At 64.1% G+C, this 22,625-nt stretch carries 22 protein-coding genes; 19 read left to right on the forward strand and 3 right to left on the reverse strand.

The window, feature by feature from the left end:
- The first annotated feature begins 53 nt into the window (after positions 1–53).
- Genes ABG82_RS11260 through ABG82_RS11270 form a run of 3 tightly spaced genes read left to right on the forward strand, consistent with a single transcriptional unit; the run spans position 54 to position 2,432 of the window.
- Positions 54–1,208: an alpha-hydroxy-acid oxidizing protein gene (locus ABG82_RS11260; RefSeq protein ID WP_043077609.1), complete on the forward strand. Its 1,155-nt coding sequence runs from the start codon at positions 54–56 to the stop codon at positions 1,206–1,208.
- Positions 1,209–1,236: 28 nt separating this feature from the next.
- On the forward strand, positions 1,237–1,854 hold the full coding sequence (locus tag ABG82_RS11265; protein WP_052510978.1) for a hypothetical protein: 618 nt from the start codon (positions 1,237–1,239) through the stop codon (positions 1,852–1,854).
- The gene (locus ABG82_RS11270) at positions 1,851–2,432 is read left to right on the forward strand and encodes a hypothetical protein (protein ID WP_052510977.1); all 582 of its coding nucleotides are present in this window, start codon (positions 1,851–1,853) and stop codon (positions 2,430–2,432) included. The genes ABG82_RS11265 and ABG82_RS11270 overlap by 4 nt, the downstream gene beginning before the upstream one ends.
- Before the next feature lie 9 nt (positions 2,433–2,441).
- Here the strand turns inward: ABG82_RS11270 and ABG82_RS11275 are convergent, their stop codons facing one another.
- The 3 genes from ABG82_RS11275 to ABG82_RS11285 form a co-directional block, all read right to left on the reverse strand.
- Positions 2,442–4,136, reverse strand: a complete 1,695-nt coding sequence (locus ABG82_RS11275; protein ID WP_043077538.1) for an amidohydrolase — start codon at positions 4,134–4,136, stop codon at positions 2,442–2,444.
- Positions 4,137–4,165: 29 nt separating this feature from the next.
- Complete coding sequence (locus tag ABG82_RS11280) at positions 4,166–4,804, reverse strand: trimeric intracellular cation channel family protein (RefSeq protein ID WP_043077606.1); 639 nt, start codon at positions 4,802–4,804, stop codon at positions 4,166–4,168.
- An 80-nt stretch (positions 4,805–4,884) separates the two neighbouring features.
- A complete protein-coding gene (locus ABG82_RS11285; RefSeq protein WP_043077605.1) occupies positions 4,885–5,766 on the reverse strand; it encodes a PAC2 family protein in 882 nt (293 codons plus the stop codon).
- Between the two features lie 262 nt (positions 5,767–6,028).
- Here ABG82_RS11285 and metH point away from each other — a divergent pair, with 262 nt between their 5' ends.
- From metH to nuoK, 16 genes are all read left to right on the forward strand, one after another.
- Positions 6,029–9,778 (forward strand): methionine synthase, encoded by a 3,750-nt coding sequence (gene metH, locus ABG82_RS11290; RefSeq protein WP_078343493.1) that lies wholly within the window; start codon positions 6,029–6,031, stop codon positions 9,776–9,778.
- Positions 9,779–9,824: 46 nt separating this feature from the next.
- Entirely contained in the window at positions 9,825–10,508 is a 684-nt protein-coding gene (locus tag ABG82_RS11295; RefSeq protein ID WP_043077536.1) for an HAD family hydrolase, read from the forward strand.
- A 16-nt stretch (positions 10,509–10,524) separates the two neighbouring features.
- Positions 10,525–10,806: a phosphoribosyl-ATP diphosphatase gene (locus ABG82_RS11300; protein WP_005061184.1), complete on the forward strand. Its 282-nt coding sequence runs from the start codon at positions 10,525–10,527 to the stop codon at positions 10,804–10,806.
- A 1-nt stretch (position 10,807) separates the two neighbouring features.
- Positions 10,808–11,677: an ATP phosphoribosyltransferase gene (hisG, locus tag ABG82_RS11305; protein ID WP_043077535.1), complete on the forward strand. Its 870-nt coding sequence runs from the start codon at positions 10,808–10,810 to the stop codon at positions 11,675–11,677.
- 25 nt (positions 11,678–11,702) lie between these two features.
- The gene (locus ABG82_RS11310) at positions 11,703–12,098 is read left to right on the forward strand and encodes a response regulator (RefSeq protein WP_043077534.1); all 396 of its coding nucleotides are present in this window, start codon (positions 11,703–11,705) and stop codon (positions 12,096–12,098) included.
- A 228-nt stretch (positions 12,099–12,326) separates the two neighbouring features.
- Positions 12,327–12,713: an NADH-quinone oxidoreductase subunit A gene (locus tag ABG82_RS11315; protein WP_043077533.1), complete on the forward strand. Its 387-nt coding sequence runs from the start codon at positions 12,327–12,329 to the stop codon at positions 12,711–12,713.
- A 71-nt stretch (positions 12,714–12,784) separates the two neighbouring features.
- On the forward strand, positions 12,785–13,339 hold the full coding sequence (locus ABG82_RS11320; RefSeq protein WP_043077532.1) for a NuoB/complex I 20 kDa subunit family protein: 555 nt from the start codon (positions 12,785–12,787) through the stop codon (positions 13,337–13,339).
- Positions 13,340–13,374: 35 nt separating this feature from the next.
- A complete protein-coding gene (locus ABG82_RS11325; protein ID WP_407661880.1) occupies positions 13,375–14,022 on the forward strand; it encodes an NADH-quinone oxidoreductase subunit C in 648 nt (215 codons plus the stop codon).
- Between the two features lie 35 nt (positions 14,023–14,057).
- Positions 14,058–15,329 carry an NADH dehydrogenase (quinone) subunit D gene (gene nuoD, locus ABG82_RS11330; protein ID WP_043077530.1) on the forward strand — a complete coding sequence of 424 codons (1,272 nt, stop codon included), beginning with the start codon at positions 14,058–14,060 and terminating at the stop codon, positions 15,327–15,329.
- Positions 15,326–16,069 (forward strand): NADH-quinone oxidoreductase subunit NuoE, encoded by a 744-nt coding sequence (gene nuoE, locus ABG82_RS11335; protein WP_043077529.1) that lies wholly within the window; start codon positions 15,326–15,328, stop codon positions 16,067–16,069. Before nuoD ends, nuoE begins: the two co-directional genes overlap by 4 nt.
- Positions 16,066–17,379 (forward strand): NADH-quinone oxidoreductase subunit NuoF, encoded by a 1,314-nt coding sequence (gene nuoF / locus ABG82_RS11340; RefSeq protein ID WP_043077528.1) that lies wholly within the window; start codon positions 16,066–16,068, stop codon positions 17,377–17,379. The genes nuoE and nuoF overlap by 4 nt, the downstream gene beginning before the upstream one ends.
- Positions 17,376–19,760 (forward strand): NADH-quinone oxidoreductase subunit G, encoded by a 2,385-nt coding sequence (locus ABG82_RS11345; protein ID WP_043077527.1) that lies wholly within the window; start codon positions 17,376–17,378, stop codon positions 19,758–19,760. Before nuoF ends, ABG82_RS11345 begins: the two co-directional genes overlap by 4 nt.
- On the forward strand, positions 19,757–21,025 hold the full coding sequence (nuoH, locus tag ABG82_RS11350) for an NADH-quinone oxidoreductase subunit NuoH (RefSeq protein ID WP_043077526.1): 1,269 nt from the start codon (positions 19,757–19,759) through the stop codon (positions 21,023–21,025). The genes ABG82_RS11345 and nuoH overlap by 4 nt, the downstream gene beginning before the upstream one ends.
- The gene (gene nuoI, locus ABG82_RS11355) at positions 21,018–21,554 is read left to right on the forward strand and encodes an NADH-quinone oxidoreductase subunit NuoI (RefSeq protein WP_078343464.1); all 537 of its coding nucleotides are present in this window, start codon (positions 21,018–21,020) and stop codon (positions 21,552–21,554) included. The genes nuoH and nuoI overlap by 8 nt, the downstream gene beginning before the upstream one ends.
- The gene (locus tag ABG82_RS11360) at positions 21,551–22,330 is read left to right on the forward strand and encodes an NADH-quinone oxidoreductase subunit J (RefSeq protein WP_043077525.1); all 780 of its coding nucleotides are present in this window, start codon (positions 21,551–21,553) and stop codon (positions 22,328–22,330) included. Before nuoI ends, ABG82_RS11360 begins: the two co-directional genes overlap by 4 nt.
- The gene (gene nuoK, locus ABG82_RS11365; protein ID WP_043077524.1) at positions 22,320–22,619 is read left to right on the forward strand and encodes an NADH-quinone oxidoreductase subunit NuoK; all 300 of its coding nucleotides are present in this window, start codon (positions 22,320–22,322) and stop codon (positions 22,617–22,619) included. The genes ABG82_RS11360 and nuoK overlap by 11 nt, the downstream gene beginning before the upstream one ends.
- The last annotated feature ends 6 nt before the right edge of the window (positions 22,620–22,625 follow it).

The raw sequence follows: 22,625 nt of genomic DNA on the forward strand, positions 1-22,625 counted from the left end.
TGCGCCCAGTACGCTGAATGTCCAGCGAAAATCTGACCGGTGAGGGGTGCTCGATGAACTTCGGCGATTTCCAGCTCCAGTTCTATGCGGCGGGTGCGCTCGGAAAGGTCTCGACCCTTCCGTTCAGCTTCGCCGAACTGGAGAGCCGTGCCGAACAGATGCTGGGCGAGGGGATCTTCGGCTACGTGCGTGGCGGAGCCGGCGACGAGCACACGCAGGACTCCAATGTCACGGCGCTGCGCCGTTACGGGCTGGTGCCCCGCATGCTGCGGGACCGTACGACTCGCGACATGTCGACGTCGTTTCTGGGACGCGAGTTCAGCAGCCCTGCCTTTATCTGCCCGGTGGGAGTGCTGGGTGCGGTGCGTGACCGTGGTGATCTGCTGACGGCGGCCGCCGCGCGGGAGCTCGATATGCCGGCCATGTATTCGACGCTCTCGGCGGCCACCCTGGAAGATGTTGCTGCCGAGCGTGGCGATTCGTACGGGATATTCCAGCTGTATCCGTCATCGGATTCTGCGCTGACCGACAGCTTCATTCGGCGAGCCGAGGCGGCGGGATACGACGCCCTGGCCGTAACACTCGACACCGGCACGCTCGGCTGGCGTCCGCGCGACCTCAAGCACGGATATCTGCCGATGCTGCATGGGCACTGTCTGGCGAATTACACCTCCGATCCCCGATTTCTCGAGATCGCGGGAGTGCGTTCGGCCGGTGAACTGACGCCCATGCACGCGGGTCTGGTGTGGGCTTCGTTGTTCAGCCATCCGGGGCTTACCTGGGCGGATATCGACCACTACCGGTCGATAACCACCCTTCCAATCATCCTCAAGGGGATCTGCGACGTCGACGATGTCCGACAAGCGGTAGACCGTGGCGTCGATGCCATCGCCTACTCCAATCATGGCGGGCGGCAGGCGAATGGGGGAGTTCCGGCTATCGACGGGCTCGCCGCTGCCGTCGAGGCGGCCGGTTCGGTTCCCGTGACGTTCGATTCCGGGGTGCGCGACGGCATCGATATCTTGCGGGCCGTGGCACTCGGCGCCAGTCTGGTGGGGATCGCCCGTCCGTACGTGTATGGGCTCGCGCTGGACGGAACCAATGGCGTCAAACATGTCATCCAATCGCTGCTCGCCGAAGCCGACCTGACGATGGCCGTGAACTGCTACCTTTCGCTGAACGAGTTGGCGGTGCAGCGGCTTTCCTAGCGCGCGATAACTTCAGTCGGGGGGTCTGATGATTCCGCAGTGGCCGCAAGAGCCCGTTCCGTATCCGCAGTACCCGCCGTATCCGCAGTACCCACCGCCGGCGCGCAGGCCGGGCCGGTGGGCAACGATCACGATCATCGTGGCCACGGTGGTGACAGCGTTCGCACTGGCTGGTTGCGGACTGCTGGGGTGGAGGTTGACCGAGGATCGGCGGGCCGCGCCCGACGTGTCGGGCCAATGGCGCACCAAACTGCTTCGGGATCGGGAGGTGCACGAGTCCGGCAGACAAGCGCAAGACGCGTCCACCGGCTTCATTCTCGCCTTCACGAACGTGGACTACCGAGATCTCGATAGACAGCGGTCCGAGGTACTCGAGAAATCCACCGGTCGCTTCAAGGCCGCCTATGAGAAATCAAGCGCTCAGCTGACCGAGGTCTTGGCCACCAATAAATCGAGGGTTGAGGGCCAAGTGGTGGGCTCCGCCGTTCAATCCGAATCGGCCGACAAGGTCGTGGTGTTGTTCTTTGTGGATCAGAGCGTGAGTAATGTCGCGACACCGGACCCACGCCTCGAGAGATCGCGGGTGAAGATCACCATGGAGAAGGTCGATGGGCGTTGGCTCGCAAGCGATGTCGAGCTGATATGACCGGCTATCCGGCACCGCACGGTGCGCAACTGCGCATTGTCTTCGCCAGTGTGATGATCGGCGTAGCAGTGATTGCCTTGTGTGCCTGCGGATTCCTCGGATGGAAACTGGCTCACGACGGTCCCATTCTGGCCGCGCAGCGCGACACGGTCGGACGAGAACGTGCCGAGTTCGATCGTGATCGGCGTGTTGGCGAATATCGCGACCAGGCGCGTGAGGCTGCTGAGGCGACGGCCGTCACGATGACGTCGATAGATTCGGGAAACATCGACGAGAGTTTCGCGAAAATTCTGGCGAGCAGTACCGGAGAGTTCAAAGACGAGTTCGGAAAAAGCTCGGTGCAATTGCGGCAGTTGCTGATTGACAACCAGGCGACTGCGGTGGGCAAGGTGGTCGCCTCGGCAGTGCAATCTGACACCATCGGTGAATCCGAGCAGAAGGTGGTCGTGCTGCTCATGGTGGACCAGTCGATTTCCAACAAAGCCCGCCCTGATCCACGAATCGACAAATCTCGTATGAAGATGACCATGCAGTTGGTTGACGGTCACTGGCTGGCGGGCAAACTCGAATACCTCTAGGCGCTCGTCTTAGCAGCAGTGTTTTACCGGCGCGACCGGGGCGGTGCTGTGGTCGCCGCTGGCGTTGAGGAACACGTCGAGGTCCACGCGCCGCCCGCCGATCCAGGTTCCGCAGACGCTGATTTCTTCGATGAGGCGCGCCGGTTCGACGTCGTACGGATCTTTCGACAGTTCCACGAAGTCGGCTAGCTTGCCCGTGGCGATGGAACCGACACGGTGCTCGCGTCGCAGCGTGCGCGCGGCATTGATGGTCTGGGCGCGTAACGCCTCGTGGAGAGTGATGGCTTGTTCGGGGCCGTGCACATGGCCGGCCCGGGTGCGCCGGGCCGTCACTGTCTGAATGTTTGTCAGCGGCGACGGCGGAGACACGGACCCGTCGTTGTGCAGGGACACGCACGCCCCCGAGGCGACCGCATCGGCGAACGGCTGCCACTGGCTGCCGTGTTCGTGATCGAAGATCTGACCGTCCAACAGGTCTCCCCAGAAGTAGTACTGGAAAGGCGACATCGAGACGTGCACCCCCAGTGCGGCAGCGCGATCGAGCTGAGCCCGGGTCGCCCCGCCTACATGTTCGAGTCGCCAGCGATGATCGGTGCCGACGAGGCCGTGGCGGCTCAGCGCCGACTCGTACGCGTCCAGGGCCACATCAATGGCCAGATCACCGTTGGAGTGGAAGGCCATCTGCCATCCGGCGGGCACGGCGTTGTCGAGAATGGCATCGAGCTGTGCGCGGGAGTAGTTCAACGAACGTGCACCGCCTGCCGTCGCGGGGTCGATGGCGGCCCGCCGGGTCGCCTCCGAGTCGACGTAGGGAAAGGATGTCGCGCCCGTGCCGACCCAGACCGCGCCGTCGGTCCACAGTTTCACCCCGGCCTTGCGAAGCATGTCCTCGTCGGCGATGAATACCTCTGGCTCGGTATAGGTTTCTGTGGTCGACATCTCCCACAGACTGACCCGCAGCGGACAGGACGGGGCCGCGGCGAGTGCCTCATACGCGGGCTTGAGCTGTGGGTCGTAGGACATGTCCGAGGTGGAGGTGTAGCCCGCGCGGGCCATCGCGGCGAAGAACAGCGCGGCCGCGTGCAGGGGGTTCCCCATGCCGGCGATCAACGGGGCGAGCACCTCGGTGAGCGCGGGAACCTCGAACCCGCGCCCGTTGAGGGTGCCGTCGGGGTGGCGCTGGTAGTGCCCGCCCGCCGGGTCGGCGGGTGGCGCGCTGTCCCAGCCGTGCAACTTCATCAGCGCCGTACCGAAGTAGATTCCATGCCCGGAGTTGTCGGTGATGGCCGCGACGCGGTCGCCGAAGAGTTGATCTATTTCATCGGCGTCGGGTGCGGGGTGCTCATGCAGGAGTGCGTCGAAACCGCTGAATATCAAGGGTTCTGATGGATCTGTCGCCGTCACCGCGGCGCGGAACGCCGCGGTGACATCATCCCAGCTGGGCGCGTTCCAGGGGGCGATCGAGCGGACGGGTGCCTCGGTGATGACACCACTCATGAACGGATGCCCGTGCGGCTCAACAAAACCGGGTAGAAGTGCGCCGGCACCCGTGTCGATCACCGCGGCGCCGGGCAGCGCTGCCGTGCACTCGGCCAGTGAGCCGACCGCCACGATGTGTCCCTCCGAGACCGCGACGGCCTCGGCCCGGGGCCGGTCCTCGTCCATGGTGATCACGGTGGCGGCGGTCAGGATGATGTCCGGCATCTTGTTCCTCGTTTCCTGGGTGCGTTTTTCTATGCGCGCCTACGCGCCTGTGGCGCGTGCCAATGAAAATGCAGCGCGAGCATGCGCAGGCCGAATGCGCCTAGTGCGGCAGCCATTCCGGTGAGGTCGGAATAGATGTTGAAGTGAATCAAGAAGGCGGTGATGCTGGCCCCGAACATGGCGGGTATGGCATAGAGCTCACTGTCCGGCCGCAGCAGTATCGGCGTTTCTCCCGAGAGCAGGTCGCGGATGACGCCGCCGCCGATGGCGGTCATCGCCCCGAGCAGCGCGGCCGATGGCGCGGTCAGTCCGCTATGGGCCGCGATGGCCGTGCCGGTCACGCAGAATACGGCCAGCCCCAGGGCGTCGGTGACTTGCAGTGGCCAACCGGTGAGCTTGGCGGGAGGCTGCCAGAGAAAGACCAATCCCGCTGCCGCAAGGGCGATCCCGATATGAGAGAAGCCGGTGAATGCCGCAGGCGGGTGTTGTCCGATGATCACGTCCCGGAGTACGCCGCCACCGATCGCGGTCACTAGCGCCAGCACGGCAAGCCCGACGATGTCGAACTTCTTCTCGACCGCCACCAGCGCTGCGGACATCGCGAACGCCAGAGTGCCCAGGTAGTCGAGAATCACGTGGCTGATCGACACGAACGAATGCAGTTCCACAGAGCTCGCCAGCAGCGCCACGAATCAAGATCCTATGCGGCATCTGGTTCATTCGGGCCTGGGTGCGGTGCCCGTGCGCGCTAGCCCCCGAAGCGTGGGCCGCGGCGGCGCAGGTACCGCTCGAACTCGGCGGCAAGAGCGTCGCCGTCGATCTTGCTGAGAATCTCGGTGGTATCCACCTCGGCGTCGCCGCGCTCCTCGAGCGACTGCACGTACTCGGCAATCTCTTCGTCCTCGGTGGTCATCTCGGTGACCGCCTGCTCCCATTCCTCGGCCTGCTCGGGCAGATCCCCCAGGGGGACCTCCACGTCGAGCACGTCCTCGACGCGCTGCAGCAGCGCGACGGTGGCCTTCGGATTGGGGGGTTGCGATACGTAATGCGGTACCGCGGCCCAGAACGCGACGGCCGGTATGCCGGCGTTCACGCAGGCGTCCTGGAACACTCCGGCGATACCGGTGGGCCCCTCATATCGGGTCTCTTCCAGGCCGAAGAACTTGGCCGCGTCAGGGGAGTAGGCGGTACCGCTCACGGGCACCGGCCGCGTGTGCGGGGTGTCGGCCAGCAGCGCGCCCAGGATCACCACGGTGGACACGTTGAGACGGTCCGCGATGGCGAGTAGACGGTTGCAGAAGGTCCGCCAGCGCATGTTCGGCTCGGCGCCGTGCATCAGGACCACATCGCGCTGCGAGCCCGGAGGTGAGCAGTACGAGATGTGCATGCCGGGCCACTCCAGCTCGCGGGTGACTCCCTTGACCAGCCGTACGATCGGGCGATTGACCTGGTAGTCGTAGTAATCCTCGTCGTCGATGGTCATCAACGGGGTGGCCTGCCAGGTGGTGTCCAGGTGCTCCAGCGCCGCGCTGGCGGCATCGCCGGCGTCATTCCAGCCCTCGAAGGCGGCAACCACAATCGGGTCGCGCAGTACGGGTAGGCCGTTCTGGGCGTTATCCGACAGGGTCACGGTGTCAGCGTAAGCCCTGCGTGACGGGGACGAGCCGCGGCTGGCGGAGAATGGATGGGATAGCCGGATCACAGTGTTGGTATCACCGCCGCTCATGAAAACCGGGATGACAACCCGGAGGACAAACTAGGCGTTCGCACGATTGTTGAGCGACGACGTAGACTCGATCTGGTCGAGAGGCGTTGCAACGGCTCGGGGATCACAGCCCGTGACCGCCACGCTCGGCAGAGTTAAGGACGCCTTCCGCTCTGGAAGGATGCGCGTGACCAATCTGCAGCCCAATATCCGACCCGACTGCACGGACGCGCTGACGGCTGCTCTCAAACAGCGCATCCTGGTGATCGACGGCGCGATGGGTACCGCGATCCAGCGGGATAGGCCTGATGAGGCCGGGTACCGCGGCGAGCGGTTCGCCGACTGGCCGAGCGATCTTGTCGGCAACAACGATCTGCTGACCCTGACGCAGCCGCACATCATCGAGGGCATCCACCGTGAGTACCTCGAGGCAGGCGCGGACATCCTCGAGACCAACACCTTCAACGCGAACGCGGTGTCGCTCTCCGACTACGGCATGGAAGAGCTGAGCTACGAGCTGAACTACGCCGGTGCCGCGCTGGCACGGATGGCTGCCGATGACTACAGCACCCCCGCGAAGCCCCGTTATGTCGCCGGGGCGCTGGGACCCACGACCCGTACCGCCTCGATTTCGCCGGACGTCAACGATCCCGGAGCCCGCAACGTCTCCTACGACCAGCTGGTCGCCGCCTATCTCGAGGCAGCCAACGGACTGGTCGACGGTGGTGCCGACATCATCCTTGTGGAGACCATCTTCGACTCGCTGAACGCCAAGGCGGCGGTGTTCGCCGTGGAGACGCTGTTCGAGCAGCGTGGGCGCCGCTGGCCGATCATCATTTCGGGCACCATCACCGACGCGTCCGGGCGGACATTGTCCGGCCAGGTCACCGAGGCATTCTGGAATGCCATCCGGCATGCCAAGCCCATCGCGGTGGGCCTGAACTGTGCTCTGGGCGCCCCGGAAATGCGCCCCTACATTGCCGAGATGGCGCGCATTGCCGACACCTTCGTCTCCTGCTATCCGAACGCGGGTCTGCCCAACGCCTTCGGCGAATACGACGAGACTCCCGAGCATCAGGCCGGATATCTTGCAGAGTTCGCCGAGGCGGGCCTGGTCAACCTGGTCGGTGGGTGCTGTGGGACCGCACCCGCGCATATCGCGGAGATCGCCAAGGTAGTCGAAGGCGTGAATCCCAGGGAAGTGCCGGGCATCCCCGTGGCGACCCGGCTGTCGGGTCTGGAGCCGCTCAACATCACCGACGATTCGCTGTTCGTGAACATCGGTGAGCGCACCAACATCACCGGTTCGGCCCGGTTCCGCAACCTGATCAAGGCCGAGGATTACGACACCGCGCTTTCGGTCGCGCTGCAACAGGTCGAGGTCGGCGCGCAGGTCATCGACATCAACATGGACGAGGGCATGATCGACGGTGTCGCCGCGATGGACCGGTTCACCAAGCTGATCGCGGCTGAACCCGATATCAGCCGCGTCCCGGTGATGATCGACTCCTCCAAGTGGGAGGTCATCGAGGCGGGCCTGAAGAACGTGCAGGGCAAGCCGATCGTCAACTCGATCTCCATGAAGGAGGGCGAGGAGAAGTTCATCCGCGAAGCGCGGCTGTGCCGCAAATACGGTGCTGCCGTCGTGGTGATGGCTTTCGACGAAACAGGCCAGGCCGACAACCTGGAGCGGCGTAAGGAGATCTGCGGACGCGCCTACCGGATCCTGACCGAAGAGGTCAGTTTTCCGGCCGAGGACATCATCTTCGATCCGAACTGCTTCGCGCTGGCGACCGGTATCGAGGAGCACGCGACGTACGGGATCGACTTCATCGAGGCCTGCGCCTGGATCAAGGAGAACCTGCCCGGGGTGCACATCTCCGGCGGTATCTCGAACGTGTCGTTCTCGTTCCGCGGCAACAACCCCGTGCGCGAGGCCATCCACGCGGTATTCCTGTTCCACGCCATCAAGGCCGGCCTGGACATGGGCATCGTCAACGCGGGCGCACTGGTGCCCTACGACTCGATCGATGCCGAGCTGCGGGACCGCATCGAGGACGTCGTGCTGAACCGGCGCCCGGACGCGGCCGAACGGTTGCTGGAGATCGCTGAACGGTTCAACAGCAAGGGCGGCGAAGAAGCGGATCCGGTCGCGGCGCAGTGGCGTAGTCTTCCTGTGCGCGAACGGATTACGCACGCACTGGTCAAGGGAATCGATGCCCATGTCGACGACGACACCGAGGAGCTGCGTGCCGAGATCGCCGAAGCGGGTGGGCGCCCGATCGAGGTGATCGAGGGTCCGCTGATGGACGGCATGAACGTCGTCGGTGATCTCTTCGGCTCGGGAAAGATGTTTCTACCCCAGGTGGTGAAGTCGGCCCGGGTGATGAAGAAGGCTGTGGCGTACCTGCTGCCGTTCATCGAGAAGGAAAAGGAAGAGTCCGGCGCCAGCCAAGATGGGCGGGCGTCCAAGGACACCAACGGCACCATCATCATGGCGACCGTCAAGGGTGACGTCCACGACATTGGCAAGAACATCGTCGGAGTTGTCTTGCAATGCAACAACTTCGAGGTGATCGACCTCGGCGTGATGGTGCCCGCTCAGAAGATTCTGGACGCGGCGAAGGAGCACGACGCCGACATCATCGGGCTGTCCGGCCTGATCACCCCATCGCTGGACGAGATGGCCAACTTCGCCGTCGAGATGGAACGCGAGGGCCTGGAGATCCCGCTGCTCATCGGTGGGGCGACCACCTCGCGCGCACACACCGCGGTGAAGATCTCACCGCGTCGTAAGGGCCCGGTGGTCTGGGTCAAAGATGCCTCGCGTTCCGTACCCGTCGCCGCCGCACTCCTCGACGACAAGCAGCGGCCGGGACTGCTGGAGGCCACCGAGAAGGACTATGCCTCGCTTCGCGAACGGCACGCGCAGAAGAACGAGCGGCCGACGCTGACGCTGGAGAAGGCGCGTGCCAACCGGACGCCGATCGAGTGGGACGGGTACACGCCGCCCGTGCCCGCACAGGGCCTCGGCGTGCGGGAGTTTCTGGACTACGACCTCGCCGAGTTGCGGGAGTACATCGACTGGCAGCCGTTCTTCAACGCCTGGGAGATGAAGGGCCGGTTCCCCGACATCCTGAACAACCCGGCCACCGGTGAGGCCGCGCGCAAGCTGTACGACGATGCCCAGCAGATGCTCGACACCCTGATCAAGGAGAAGTGGCTGACCGCCAACGGGGTGATCGGTTTCTTCGCGGCCAACGCGGTCGGTGACGACATCGAGGTCTACACCGACGACACCCGCACCGAGGTGCTGACCACGCTGCATAATCTGCGCCAGCAGGGCGAGCACCGTGACGGCATTCCCAACCGGTCGCTGGGCGACTACATCGCGCCCAAGCACACCGGCCTGGCCGACTATGTCGGCGCCTTCGCCGTCACTTCGGGGCTCGGCAGCCAGGACAAGATCATGGAGTTCAAGGCGGACCTGGACGACTACAGCGCGATCCTGCTGGAATCGGTCGCCGACCGGCTGGCCGAGGCCTTCGCTGAACGGATGCACCAGCGGGTGCGCAAGGAGTTCTGGGGTTTCCAGCCCGACGAGCAGCTCGACAACGAGGCACTCATCGGCGAGAAGTACCGGGGAATCCGTCCGGCACCCGGTTACCCGGCCTGCCCGGAGCACACCGAGAAGGTCACGCTGTTCGACCTGATGGACGTGACGAGGCGGACCGGCATCGAGCTGACCGAATCCATGGCGATGTGGCCCGGTGCCGCGGTCAGCGGCTGGTACTTCTCGCACCCGCAGTCGCAGTACTTCGTGGTCGGCAGGCTGGCCCAGGACCAGGTGGCCGACTACGCCAAGCGCAAGGGCTGGACGCTGCAGGAAGCGGAGCGTTGGCTCGGCCCGAACCTTGGTTACAACCCTGAGGACTGAGCACCAGTGTCATGGGCGGCAGGCGACTTCTGACAGAATTGGTGGCATGCGAGCGGTGCTGTGGGATATGGACGGCACCCTCATCGAATCGGAAAAGCTCTGGGACATCTCGATGGGGGAGCTGTGCCGCAAGCTCGGCGGTGAGATGACGCCCGAGCTGCGTACCGCGCTGGTCGGCGGTGCCGCCGATGCCACCATGCGGATGATCTTCACCGCGCTGGAGCTGGATCCCGACCCCGAGCGGATGGCCAGTGAGAACGATTGGCTGCACGAATACACCGGCCAGCTCTTCGAGACTGGCCTGATCTGGTGTGATGGCGCCCAGGAGATGCTTGCGCAACTTTCCGCCGAGCAGGTGCCCATGGCACTGGTCACCAACACCATCAGGTCGCTGACCAACCAGGCGCTCAAGACCATTGGTACGCACTGGTTTACCGAGTCGGTCTGTGGCGACGAGGTGCCTGAGGGCAAGCCCGCACCCGACCCGTATCTGCGCGCTGCCGCGCTGCTGGGGGTCGAGCCGCGCGATTGCCTGGCCATCGAGGATTCGGTGACCGGCGCCGCCGCTGCCGAGGCGGCCGGGTGCGCGGTACTGGTCGTGCCCAACCACGTCGAGGTGCCTGCGGGCGATCGCCGCCGGCACGCCAGCACGTTGTCGGGCCTGTCTGTGGCCGACCTGCGGGGCGCCCACGCGGATGTACTGACGGCTACCACGTGCAAACCCATATGACTCGCCGTACCAGGCCATGACAGAATCGCCACCCGTGAAGACCTTCGACGAGTTGTTCGCCGAGCTCAGTGACCGCGCCAAGACCCGGCCCGAGGGCAGTGGGACCGTGGCTGCCCTCGACGCGGGGGTGCACACCCTGGGCAAGAAGCTGCTCGAAGAAGCGGGCGAGGTGTGGCTGGCCGCCGAACACGAGAGCGACGAATCGCTTGCCGAAGAGGTAAGCCAGCTGCTCTATTGGGCGCAGGTGCTGTTGATCGCCCGCGGCCTGACTCTTGACGACGTCTACCGGAAGCTCTGACATGACCAGTGTGAACGGGGCGCTGCGCGTCGCTGTCCCCAATAAAGGGGCCCTCAGCGAGGCCGCGTCGGAGATTCTCTCGGAGGCCGGGTATCGGCGGCGTGGGGACGCCAAGGATCTGACCGTGCTCGACCCGCAGAATGACGTCGAGTTCTTCTTCTTGAGGCCCAAGGACATCGCGATCTATGTCGGCTCGGGCGAGCTTGATCTCGGTATCACCGGCCGCGATTTGATGATGGATTCGGACGCGCCCGTCGTCGAGCGGCTCGCATTGGGATTCGGCGGGTCGACCTTCCGGTACGCCGCACCCGCCGGGCGCGACTGGACGATCTACGACATCGCAGGTAAGAGAATCGCCACCGCCTATCCCAACTTGGTTCGAAAGGACCTGGCCAGCAAGGGGATCGAGGCCGAGGTCATCCGCCTGGACGGTGCCGTCGAGATTTCCATCCAGCTCGGTGTGGCCGATGTGATCGCCGATATCGTCGGCACCGGCCGCACTCTGCGCCAGCACGGCCTCGTTGCCTTCGGTGAGTCGCTGTGCGATTCGGAGGCAGTGTTGATCGAGCGGGAGAACGCCGATCCGGCAACGGAAACTGCGCGTACGCAACTGACCACGCGCATCCAGGGTGTGGTGTTCGGCCAGCAGTATCTGATGCTCGACTACGACTGCCCGCGCGAGGTGCTGGACGAGGCGCTCAAGGTGACGCCGGGTCTGGAATCCCCGACGCTGGCTCCGTTGGCCGACGAGGCGTGGGTCGCGGTGCGTGCCCTGGCGCCACGCAAGGGTGTCAACACCACCATGGACGCACTGGCCGCCATCGGTGCGAAGGCCATCCTTGCCTCCGAGGTCCGGTTCTTCCGCGCGTAGTCCCGCCATGGCCTAGCATGGCCGTATGGCGCTGCACGTCCTCGTCTACAGCGATGACATCACGGTCCGGCGCAAGGTAATTCAGGGAATCGGCACGCGGCCGGATTCCGCCCTGCCGCCGCTGGAGTTCGTCGAGGTGGCCACCGGCCCCATGGTCATCGAACGCCTCGCGGCCGGCGGTATCGATCTGGCGATCCTTGACGGCGAGGCGACACCCTTCGGTGGCATGGGGGTGGCCAAGCAGGTCAAGGACGAGGTCGGCGCGCCGCCGCCGATCGTGGTTCTGACCGGCCGGCCGCAGGACAACTGGCTGGCGAGCTGGTCACGCGCGGAGGCGGTGGTGCCGCGGCCGATCGACCCGATGAGGTTGACCGCGACGGTGATCGATCTGCTCGGCTCGGCGGCCGCAACCCGCCGCTGACACTGCCGCAACATTCCGCTGACTTCAGCTTTCACGGACCTTTCGGCTCGGTACATAATTGTGCAAAACACCGTCAAACGGTGGCATGGATCAGGCGCCAACCGATAGTGTGTTTGTTAGGTCACATCTGTACTGGTCGGCAGCCCTCGACCACAAACAGCACTGACACGGCAATGTTGCCGATCCAGCACAGGGACCCGATGGATCTATTCGGGAGGCTGTTCTGCCATGGATGCATATGTACCGATCTTGGTACTCGGCGCCATTGCGGTGGCTTTTGCCGTTTTCTCCGTTGGGATTTCGTCGTTTGTCGGTCCGCGCCGATACAACCGGGCCAAGCTCGAGGCGTATGAGTGTGGCATCGAGGCCACCCAGCACTCGATGGGGCGCGATCATCACGGTGCTGCCGCGGGTGGACACCGGGTGCCCGTGAAGTACTACCTCACCGCGATGTTGTTCATCATCTTCGATATCGAGATCGTCTTCCTGTATCCGTGGGCGGTGCATTTCGACGCCCTCGGAGTGTTCGGACTGCTCGCAATGGCCCTGTTCATCGTCAATGTGTCGGTGGCGTACGCGTACGAATGGAGGCGCGGTGGCCTGAGCTGGGATTAGCCCCGTGCGATTGGTGGGGCAGCTGGAAGTCCTTGCAACATCACGAATAAGCACACCTGTCGGGAGAAGCCATGGGTCTTGAGGAAAAACTGCCTAGCGGATTCCTGCTGAGCACCGTGGAGACGCTGGCGGGATATGTGCGCAAAGGTTCGTTGTGGCCCGCCACCTTTGGGCTGGCCTGCTGCGCCATCGAGATGATGTCTACGGCCGGTCCCCGATTCGATATCGCCCGCTTTGGCATGGAACGTTTTTCGGCGACACCCCGACAAGCTGACCTGATGATCGTGGCGGGCCGGGTCAGCCAAAAAATGGCTCCGGTGCTGCGGCAGATCTATGACCAGATGGCCGAGCCGAAATGGGTGTTGGCCATGGGAGTCTGTGCGTCATCGGGCGGCATGTTCAATAACTACGCCATCGTGCAGGGTGTTGATCACGTTGTCCCCGTGGATATTTACCTTCCCGGTTGCCCGCCGAGGCCGGAGATGCTGTTGCACGCGATCTTGAAACTGCACGAGAAGATCGCGCACATGCCGCTCGGGGCCAACCGTGAGGAAGTCATCCGGGAGACCGAGGCAGCGGCGCTTGCGGCCACTCCCACCATCGAATTGAAGGGGTTGCTGCGATGACCGGTGATGAGCGGCAGCGCAGTGAAGTCATCGGGGTGCGGCACGGGCTTTTCGGGGTCCGGGGTAGTGGTGACACGTCGGGCTACGGTGGGCTCGTTCAGCCAATTTCGTTGCCGACGAGTACAAACCGACCGTACGGCGGATACTTCGATCAGGTCATCGACCGGCTGGAAACGGTTCTCGCGGAGCAGGAACACGTCACCTACGAGGACGCCATCGAGGGGGTGGTCGTCTACCGTGATCAACTGACCATTCACGTGCGGGCCGAGCACCTGGTCCAGGTGGCGCAGTCCCTGCGGGACGATCCGCAGCTGCGTTTCGAGCTCAGCCTGGGCGTCAGCGGTGTGCACTATCCCGATGACGCCGCGCGGGAGTTGCATGCCGTGTACCCACTCATGTCCATTACCTGGAACCGCCGGATCATGCTCGAAGTAGCTGTGCCGGAGAGTAATCCACACATACCGTCACTGAATGCCGTGTATCCGACCACGGATTGGCATGAACGTGAGACCTATGACTTCTTCGGCATCATCTTCGATGATCATCCGGCGCTGACTCGGATAGAGATGCCCGACGACTGGGAAGGGCATCCGCAACGCAAGGACTACCCGCTTGGTGGGGTACCGGTCGAGTATCACGGCGCAACCATCGCGCCGCCCGATCAGCGGAGGTCTTACAGCTAGTGACAACGCAGCCAGCACATCCTCAGACCGTTCTGATGGCGGGTGGCCAGGATTGGGACGAGATTGTCGCCGCCGCAGCGCAAGCTACCGATGAGCGAATCGTCGTCAACATGGGTCCGCAACATCCGTCCACGCACGGTGTGCTGCGACTGATCCTGGAGATCGAGGGTGAGACGGTCACCGATGTGCGCTGCGGTATCGGCTATCTACACACCGGTATCGAGAAGAATCTGGAGTACCGCACCTGGACGCAGGGCGTCACTTTCGTTACCCGGATGGACTATTTGTCTCCGTTCTTCAACGAGACCGCGTATTGCCTTGGCGTTGAGCGATTGCTCGGCGTCACTGAAGAAATTCCGGAACGCGCCACCGTGATCCGGGTTCTGATGATGGAGCTCAATCGCATCTCCTCGCATCTGGTAGCGCTGGCCACCGGCGGCATGGAGCTGGGGGCGATGACCGCCATGTTCCTCGGTTTCCGCGAACGCGAAATGATCCTGAAGGTCTTCGAGGCCATCACCGGTCTGCGGATGAACCACGCCTACGTGCGGCCCGGTGGACTCGCGCAGGACCTGCCCGACGGCGCCGAACAAGAACTGCGGGACCTACTCAAGATCCTGCCCGGCAGGTTGCGCGACATGGAAAACCTGTTGAACGAGAACTACATCTGGAAGGCACGCACCCAGGGCATCGGATATCTGGATCTGACCGGGTGCATGGCGCTGGGGATCACCGGCCCGGTTCTGCGCGCTACCGGTCTGGCCCACGATCTGCGGCGCGCACAACCGTATTGTGGATATGACTCCTACGATTTCGATGTCATCACGCATCAGGACTGCGACTCCTACGGCCGGTATCTCATCCGGGTCAAGGAGATGCACGAGTCCATCAAGATCGCTCAACAATGCTTGGATCGGTTGCGTCCCGGTCCGGTCATGGTGGACGACAAAAAGATCGCCTGGCCGGCCGACCTGGCCTCGGGTCCGGACGGTTTGGGCAACTCGCCCAAGCACATCGCCAAGATCATGGGCACGTCCATGGAGGGACTGATTCACCACTTCAAACTGGTGACCGAGGGTATTCGGGTGCCTGCCGGGCAGGTGTACACCGCGATCGAATCCCCCCGCGGCGAGCTGGGTGTTCATATGGTGAGCGACGGCGGAACCCGGCCCTATCGGGTTCATTTCCGCGATCCCTCGTTCACCAACCTGCAGTCAGTCTCAGCGATGTGCGAGGGCGGGATGGTGGCCGATCTGATCGCCGCGGTGGCGAGCATCGATCCGGTAATGGGAGGGGTGGACAGGTGACGGAGATATTCGTCGAGCTCGGTCATCGTCCGCCCGAGGACGAGGGCAGCTTCACTGGGCGGAAAAGCTATCCAGCGGAGGTAGTTTCGCGGCTGGCCATCGATGCCAAAGAGATCCTCGACCGTTATCCGAGTCGCCGGTCGGCGTTGCTGCCGCTGCTGCACCTGGTGCAGTCCGAAGACGGCTATGTGACCAGGGCGGGTATCGAATTCTGTGCCGGACAAGTGGGATTGACATCCGCGGAGGTTACCGCGGTGGCGAGCTTCTACTCGATGTACCGGCGCGAGCCCACCGGCGACTACCTGGTCGGCGTCTGCACCAACACGCTGTGTGCGGTACTCGGCGGTGACGCGATCCTGGCGCGCTTGTCAGACGAGCTTGGTGTCCGGCCCGGCGGTACCACCGAAGACGGCAAGGTCACCCTCGAACACGTCGAGTGCAATGCCGGCTGTGACTACGCGCCTGTCCTGATGGTCAACTGGGAGTTCTTCGACAACCAAACCCCGGCTGGGGCAGTAGATCTGGTCGACGGTTTGCGTGGTGGCCGGGTACCCGAGCCCCGGCGCGGTGCACCACCGTGCACCTTCAAGGAGACCGCCCGGATCTTGGCCGGGTTCGCCGATGAGCGGCCGGACGCGGTCGCCGCGGCGCTCCCGGGCGATCCCACGCTGGCTGGGCTGCGACTGGCGCGGGATGTACAGCGGAACGTGCAGAACGAGACAGGGGGGACAGCGCTGTGACGTCCACGATCCTTACCCCGATTCTGTCCGAACACTGGGACGAGACCGACTCCTGGACCCTCGACGGATATCTGCGCCACGACGGCTACCGGGGACTGCGGGCCGCGCTGGAGATGGAGCCGGATGCGGTGATCGCCTTGGTCAAAGAGGCGGGGCTGCGGGGGCGGGGCGGGGCCGGATTCCCGACGGGTACCAAGTGGTCCTTCATTCCGCAGGGCGGTGAGGCTGGTGCCAAGCCGCATTACCTGGTGGTGAATGCCGACGAGTCCGAACCCGGCACCTGCAAAGACATTCCGCTGATGCTGGCGACGCCGCATACCCTGATCGAGGGAATCGTGATCGCCGCCTACGCGATTCGCGCCTCGCACGCTTTCATTTATGTGCGTGGCGAGGTCATCTCGGTGATCAGGCGGCTGCAGACGGCGGTGGCGCAGGCCTACAAGGCCGGATACCTCGGCCGCAACATCCTGGACAGCGGTTTCGATCTGGAACTGGTGGTGCATGCCGGCGCCGGCGCCTACATCTGCGGGGAAGAGACCGCACTGCTGGACTCGCTGGAGGGCCGGCGCGGGCAGCCGCGGCTGCGCCCCCCGTTTCCCGCGGTGGCCGGTCTGTACGCGAGCCCGACAGTGGTCAACAATGTGGAGTCCATCGCCAGCGTTCCGGTGATCCTGCGGCGGGGCGCCGCATGGTTCCGCACCATGGGCTCGGAAAAGTCACCGGGCTTCACCTTGTACTCATTGTCCGGGCATGTGCGTACTCCCGGCCAGTACGAAGCGCCCCTTGGCGTCACGCTACGCCAGCTGCTGGAGCTGGCTGGGGGCGTGCGCGATGGTCACGGGCTCAAGTTCTGGACTCCGGGCGGCTCCTCGACGCCGCTGTTCACCATCGAGCACCTGGACGTCCCGCTCGACTACGAGGGGGTCAGTGCCGCCGGATCGATGCTGGGCACCAAGGCATTACAGATATTCGACGACACGACCTGCGTGGTGCGTGCGGTGTTGCGGTGGACCGAGTTCTACGCGCACGAATCCTGCGGCAAGTGCACACCGTGCCGAGAGGGCACCTACTGGCTGGTGCGTATCCTGCAGCGGCTCGAGTCCGGTGAGGGGCGCGCCGAAGACCTGGACAAACTACTCGATATCTCGGACATCGTATTGGGCAAGTCTTTCTGCGCGCTCGGGGACGGCGCGGCGAGCCCGATCATGTCCTCGTTGAAGTACTTCCGCACCGAGTACGAGGCGCACTTGGCCGATGGATGCCCCTTTGATCCGGTGGCCAGCACTGTCTTTGGGGAGGCGAATCGATGACAGCCACAGAACCGAGGGCGGACACCGACCTCATCACCGTCCAGATCGACGGCACCAGCATCTCGGTTCCCAAGGGCACGTTGGTGATCCGCGCGGCCGAACTCATCGGTGTGCAGATTCCGCGGTTCTGTGATCACCCGTTGCTGGAACCCGTTGGTGCGTGCCGTCAGTGCCTTGTCGAGGTGGAAGGGCAGCGCAAACCGCTGGCGGCGTGTACCACCACCGTCACCGATGAGATGGTGGTACACACCCAGGTGACCTCCGCGGCGGCACAGAAGGCGCAGAGCGGTGTGATGGAACTGCTGCTGATCAACCACCCGCTCGACTGCCCCGTGTGCGACAAGGGGGGCGAGTGCCCACTTCAGAACCAGGCGATGTCGACCGGGCGTGCCGAAACCAGATTCACTGAGACCAAACGGACATTTCCCAAGCCGATTCCGCTTTCCACCGAGGTGCTACTGGATAGGGAGCGTTGTGTCCTGTGCGCGCGCTGTACCCGGTTCTCGCAGCAGATCGCCGGTGATCCCTTTATCGAGCTGCTGGAACGTGGTGCGCTTCAACAGGTAGGCATCGCCGACGATGAACCTTTCGAATCGTACTTCTCCGGCAACACCGTGCAGATCTGTCCGGTGGGCGCGCTCACCGGCGCCGCGTACCGATTCCGTGCCCGCCCTTTCGATCTGGTGTCCACCCCGAGCGTGTGCGAGCACTGCGCCAGCGGATGCGCGCAGCGGACCGATCATCGACGCGGGAAGGTGCTGAGAAGGCTTTCCGGGGACGATCCTGAGGTCAACGAGGAATGGAATTGCGACAAGGGGCGCTGGGCGTTTACCTACGCCACGGCGGGGGATCGTGTTACCGACCCGATGGTCCGCGACGAGTCCGGGAACCTGGTGGCGGTCTCGTGGCCGCAAGCGTTGGACGTCGCGGCAAAGGGATTGGCGGGCGCGGGTACCAATAGCGGAGTGCTTACCGGCGGCCGGCTGACGGTCGAAGATGCCTACGCATATGTGAAATTCGCACGTATGGTGCTGGGCACCAACAATATTGACTTTCGTGCCAGGGCGCATAGTGCGGAAGAAGCGGCCTTCCTCGGTTCGGCGGTCGCCGGTCATGGGATGACGCAGACATATGCGGCGCTCGAGTCCGCGCCGGTGGTTCTGCTGGCGGGATTCGAGCCGGAGGAGGAATCTCCCATCGTGTTCCTGCGGCTGCGTAAGGCGGTGCGCAAACGGGGGCTCAAGGTGTTCACCATCGCACCCTTCGCGAGCCGTGGGTCGGCCAAGCTTTCCGCCGAGGTGATCGCCACCGTCCCCGGTGCCGAGTCAGACACTCTGGCGGGTTTGTCCGATATGGAGCTGCTCCGGCGGCCGGGCGCCGTGATCATGGTGGGCGAGCGGCTGGCGTCGGCGGCAGGGGGACTCTCGGCGGCCGCGCGGCTGGCGGGTAAGACGGGGGCCACCTTGGTGTGGGTTCCACGCCGGGCGGGCGAGCGCGGGGCGTTGGAGGTGGGCGCCCTGCCCCGGCTGCTGCCGGGTGCACATCCGGTAGTCGACAGCGCGGCGCGGCGCGTTGTCGCCGAGAAGTGGGGTGTCATCGCGCTGCCGGATATGCCCGGACTGGATGCCGCCGCGATGCTGGACCCGGGAAGCGGGCTTGGTGCCTTCCTTATCGGCGGTGTAGAACTCGCCGATCTGCCCTATCCCGCCGCTGCCGCAGGCGCACTCAAGACGGCATTTGTGGTGAGCCTCGAGATGCGCCATGGGGCCGTCACAGAACTCGCCGATGTGGTGCTCCCCGTGGGGGCGGTCGCGGAGAAGTCCGGCAGTTTCTTGAATTGGGAAGGCCGCCTGAGGTCTTTTCCCGCCACATTGGAGACCAGCGACACGCTGGACGATCTCAGAGTGCTTGCTGCGCTGTCCCAGCGGATGGATCGCCCGATCGGGTTGAACCATGCGAACCAGGCGCTGGCCGAGCTCGCCGACATTGGTTCGTGGGAGGGGGCGCGGGAAGCCCCGGGCGCGGTACGCGCCGGCGTCAGACCGCGGCCCGAGGTGGGAGAGGCGGTCATGGCCTCGTGGCGGCTACTGCTCGATGCCGGACGGCTGCAGGACGGTGAGCCGCACCTCGCGGGCACCGCGCGGGAGGCCCAGTTACTGCTCTCCGAGGCGACGGCCAACGAAATCGGCGCTGCCGAGGGTGAATCCGTCACCGTGCGCAGTCTCTCGGAGTCGATCAGGGGATCTATTACCTTGCCGCTGCGGATCGCCGAGATGCCTGACAGGGTCGTGTGGGTACCCATGCGGTCGGCAGGTTCGGAGGTTCATCAACAACTCGGCCCGGCGCTCGGCCAAGTGGTGCGAATCGAGGTCGCGCCATGACGGGCAAAACAGACTTGTCACAGTTCGGGATCGACCCGCTATGGCTTGTTCTGGTGAAATGTGTTGCCGTATTCGCCTTTCTGGTTCTCACTGTGCTTATCGCCATCCTCGTCGAGCGCAGGGTGCTGGCCTGGATGCAGCGCCGCATCGGACCCAACAGGGTGGGGCCGTTCGGCCTGCTGCAGAGCCTGGCCGACGGCGTGAAACTGGCGCTCAAGGAGGGCCTTACGCCTGCCGGGGTGGACAAGCCGATCTACCTGCTGGCACCCATCATCTCCGTTGTGCCGGCGATCGTCGCGTACGCGGTCATCCCGTTCGGGCCCGTTGTCACGGTTTTCGGGCATCGCACACCCTTGCAACTCACCGACCTACCGGTGGCCATCCTTTTCGTGCTGGCCGTGACCTCAGTCGGTGTATACGGCATTGTGTTGGGAGGCTGGGCATCCGGATCGACATACCCTCTGCTGGGCGGGCTGCGATCCTCCGCGCAGGTGATCTCCTACGAGATCGCGATGGGTCTGACCTTCGCCGCCGTCTTCCTGCTGGCGGGGACGATGTCTACCTCTGGAATAGTGGCGGCGCAGGAGAGCCGCTGGTATGTCTTCCTGCTCTTGCCCTCATTTCTCGTCTATGTGACCGCGATGGTCGGCGAAACCAATAGGGCGCCATTCGACCTGCCGGAAGCCGAGGGCGAGCTCGTCGGCGGTTTCCACACCGAATACTCCTCATTGCGCTTCGCCATGTTCATGCTCGCCGAATACATCAATATGGCGACGGTTTCCGGATTGGCCGCCACCATGTTCCTGGGTGGCTGGCACGCGCCCTGGCCGGTGAGTCTGATCGACGGGGCCAATACCTCGTGGTGGCCGGTGGTGTGGTTCGTGGCCAAGGTGTGGGGATTCATGTTCTTGTTCATGTGGTTGCGCGCCACCCTGCCGCGGCTGCGCTATGACCAGTTCATGCGCTTGGGGTGGGAGGTTCTGATCCCGGTCGCGTTGGTGTGGATCGTCATCGTCGGTGTGGTAAAGGCCATGGCGCTGTATGGATACGGGCACTCGTCGGCCATCCTCGGGATCACCGGGGTGGTCGTCTCGGTCGGCAGCATCGCCCTGGTGGGTGTGCTGTCCCGGCGTACGCAGCCACCAAAACCGTTGCTCAGCTCCAGCTTTGATCCGATGGCCGGCGGATTCCCGGTGCCGCCACTGCCGGGGCAGCGTGCCGATGCGGCGGCGTACTCAACCACCAAGGAGGACGCACATGCCTGATCTGCTGCGACGTTCGGTCGATGCCATGGCCGGGTTCTGGGTCACCTTCTCGTCCATGTTCAAGAAGCGGCTCACCGAGCAGTACCCCGAGAAGAAGCAACCGACCGCGGCTCGCTACCACGGGCGGCATCAGCTCAATCGCTATACCGACGGTCTGGAGAAGTGCATAGGTTGCGAGCTGTGTGCCTGGGCTTGCCCGGCGGACGCGATATTCGTCGAGGGCGCAGACAATTCCGAGGAGGAGCGGTTCTCGCCGGGAGAGCGGTACGGGCGGGTGTACCAGATCAACTATCTGCGGTGTATCGGCTGCGGGCTGTGCATCGAGGCATGCCCCACGCGGGCGCTCACCATGACCAACGACTACGAGATGGCCGACGACAACAGGGCCGACCTCATCTATGGCAAGGACAAGTTACTCGCGCCGCTGCGACCGGGCATGACGCCACCACCCCACGCGATGTACCCCGGCGCCACTGACACCGACTACTACCTGGGCAACCTGCCTAGCGGCGGGGAGGACGGCAGGTGAGCCCCGATGTCGTGGCCAATCAGGCGGCGGTACTTGCTGTCGAGGGATTGTCCCGCACCCCGACATGGGAAGGGGTGACGTTCTGGGTGCTCGGCGCCCTCGCGGTGCTCGGAGCGCTTGGCGTGATCGCCGCGCCAAAGGCGGTGTACTCGGCGATCTTTCTTGCGATGACGATGGTCATCCTGGCGGTGTTCTTCGTGGCTCAGGGGGCGCTGTTTTTGGGTGTTGCCCAGGTGGTGGTGTACACCGGCGCGGTCATGATGCTCTTCTTGTTCGTCCTGATGTTCGTGGGTGTGGATTCCTCGGACTCACTGGTGGAGACCCTGCCGGGGCAACGAGTAGGTGCCGTCGCGGCGGGATTGGGATTCGGGATCCTTGCCATCGCGGGTATCGGAAATGCCTCCACCACAGCCTTTGTGGGGTTAGAGCAAGCCAACAGCCGTGGCAATGTAGAGGGTCTGGCCGAGCGCATCTTCATCGACTACCTGTGGGCGTTCGAACTGACCGGCGCACTTCTGATCACCGCGACCATCGGAGCGATGGTGCTGGCGCACCGCGAGCGGCTGGGCCAAGCCGGCGGCCAACGCGAGCTGGCCATTCGACGGTTTCAGCACGGCGATCGCGCCACCCCGTTGCCGAATCCCGGTGTGTATGCCCGGCATAACGCCGTCGACGTGCCCGCACTACTTCCCGATGGGTCGTTCTCGGAACTGTCGGTCAGCGGTGTACTCACGCCGCGGAACATGGAGGTAGAGGTGAGCAGGCATGAATCCTGACAATTACCTCTATCTCGCCGCGCTCATCTTCACCATCGGTGCGGCCGGTGTGATGTTGCGCCGCAACGCGATTGTGGTCTTCATGAGCGTCGAGTTGATGCTCAACGCCGCCAACCTGGCCTTCGTCACGTTCGCGCGCATGCACGGGAACCTCGACGGCCAGGTCATCGCATTCTTCACCATGGTCGTTGCGGCTACGGAGGTTGTTGTGGGGCTGGGGATCATCATGACCATCTTCCGCACCCGTAGGTCGGCCTCGGTCGACGATGCCGATCTGTTGAAGTTCTAGGAGGGG

It is taken from the genome of Mycobacteroides immunogenum (genome assembly GCF_001605725.1).
Classification (GTDB): Bacteria; Actinomycetota; Actinomycetes; order Mycobacteriales; family Mycobacteriaceae; genus Mycobacterium; species Mycobacterium immunogenum.

What these genes read in the sequence shown, in the direction of transcription:
- ABG82_RS11260 (WP_043077609.1), top strand. Translation starts at nt 54, where the DNA reads ATGAACTTCGGCGATTTCCAGCTCCAGTTCTATGCGGCGGGTGCGCTC.
- ABG82_RS11265 (WP_052510978.1), top strand. Translation starts at nt 1,237, where the DNA reads ATGATTCCGCAGTGGCCGCAAGAGCCCGTTCCGTATCCGCAGTACCCG.
- ABG82_RS11270 (WP_052510977.1), top strand. Translation starts at nt 1,851, where the DNA reads ATGACCGGCTATCCGGCACCGCACGGTGCGCAACTGCGCATTGTCTTC.
- ABG82_RS11275 (WP_043077538.1), bottom strand. Translation starts at nt 4,136, where the DNA reads ATGCCGGACATCATCCTGACCGCCGCCACCGTGATCACCATGGACGAG.
- ABG82_RS11295 (WP_043077536.1), top strand. Translation starts at nt 9,825, where the DNA reads ATGCGAGCGGTGCTGTGGGATATGGACGGCACCCTCATCGAATCGGAA.
- ABG82_RS11300 (WP_005061184.1), top strand. Translation starts at nt 10,525, where the DNA reads ATGACAGAATCGCCACCCGTGAAGACCTTCGACGAGTTGTTCGCCGAG.
- hisG (WP_043077535.1), top strand. Translation starts at nt 10,808, where the DNA reads ATGACCAGTGTGAACGGGGCGCTGCGCGTCGCTGTCCCCAATAAAGGG.
- ABG82_RS11310 (WP_043077534.1), top strand. Translation starts at nt 11,703, where the DNA reads ATGGCGCTGCACGTCCTCGTCTACAGCGATGACATCACGGTCCGGCGC.
- ABG82_RS11315 (WP_043077533.1), top strand. Translation starts at nt 12,327, where the DNA reads ATGGATGCATATGTACCGATCTTGGTACTCGGCGCCATTGCGGTGGCT.
- ABG82_RS11320 (WP_043077532.1), top strand. Translation starts at nt 12,785, where the DNA reads ATGGGTCTTGAGGAAAAACTGCCTAGCGGATTCCTGCTGAGCACCGTG.
- nuoD (WP_043077530.1), top strand. Translation starts at nt 14,058, where the DNA reads ATGGCGGGTGGCCAGGATTGGGACGAGATTGTCGCCGCCGCAGCGCAA.
- ABG82_RS11345 (WP_043077527.1), top strand. Translation starts at nt 17,376, where the DNA reads ATGACAGCCACAGAACCGAGGGCGGACACCGACCTCATCACCGTCCAG.
- nuoH (WP_043077526.1), top strand. Translation starts at nt 19,757, where the DNA reads ATGACGGGCAAAACAGACTTGTCACAGTTCGGGATCGACCCGCTATGG.
- nuoI (WP_078343464.1), top strand. Translation starts at nt 21,018, where the DNA reads ATGCCTGATCTGCTGCGACGTTCGGTCGATGCCATGGCCGGGTTCTGG.
- nuoK (WP_043077524.1), top strand. Translation starts at nt 22,320, where the DNA reads ATGAATCCTGACAATTACCTCTATCTCGCCGCGCTCATCTTCACCATC.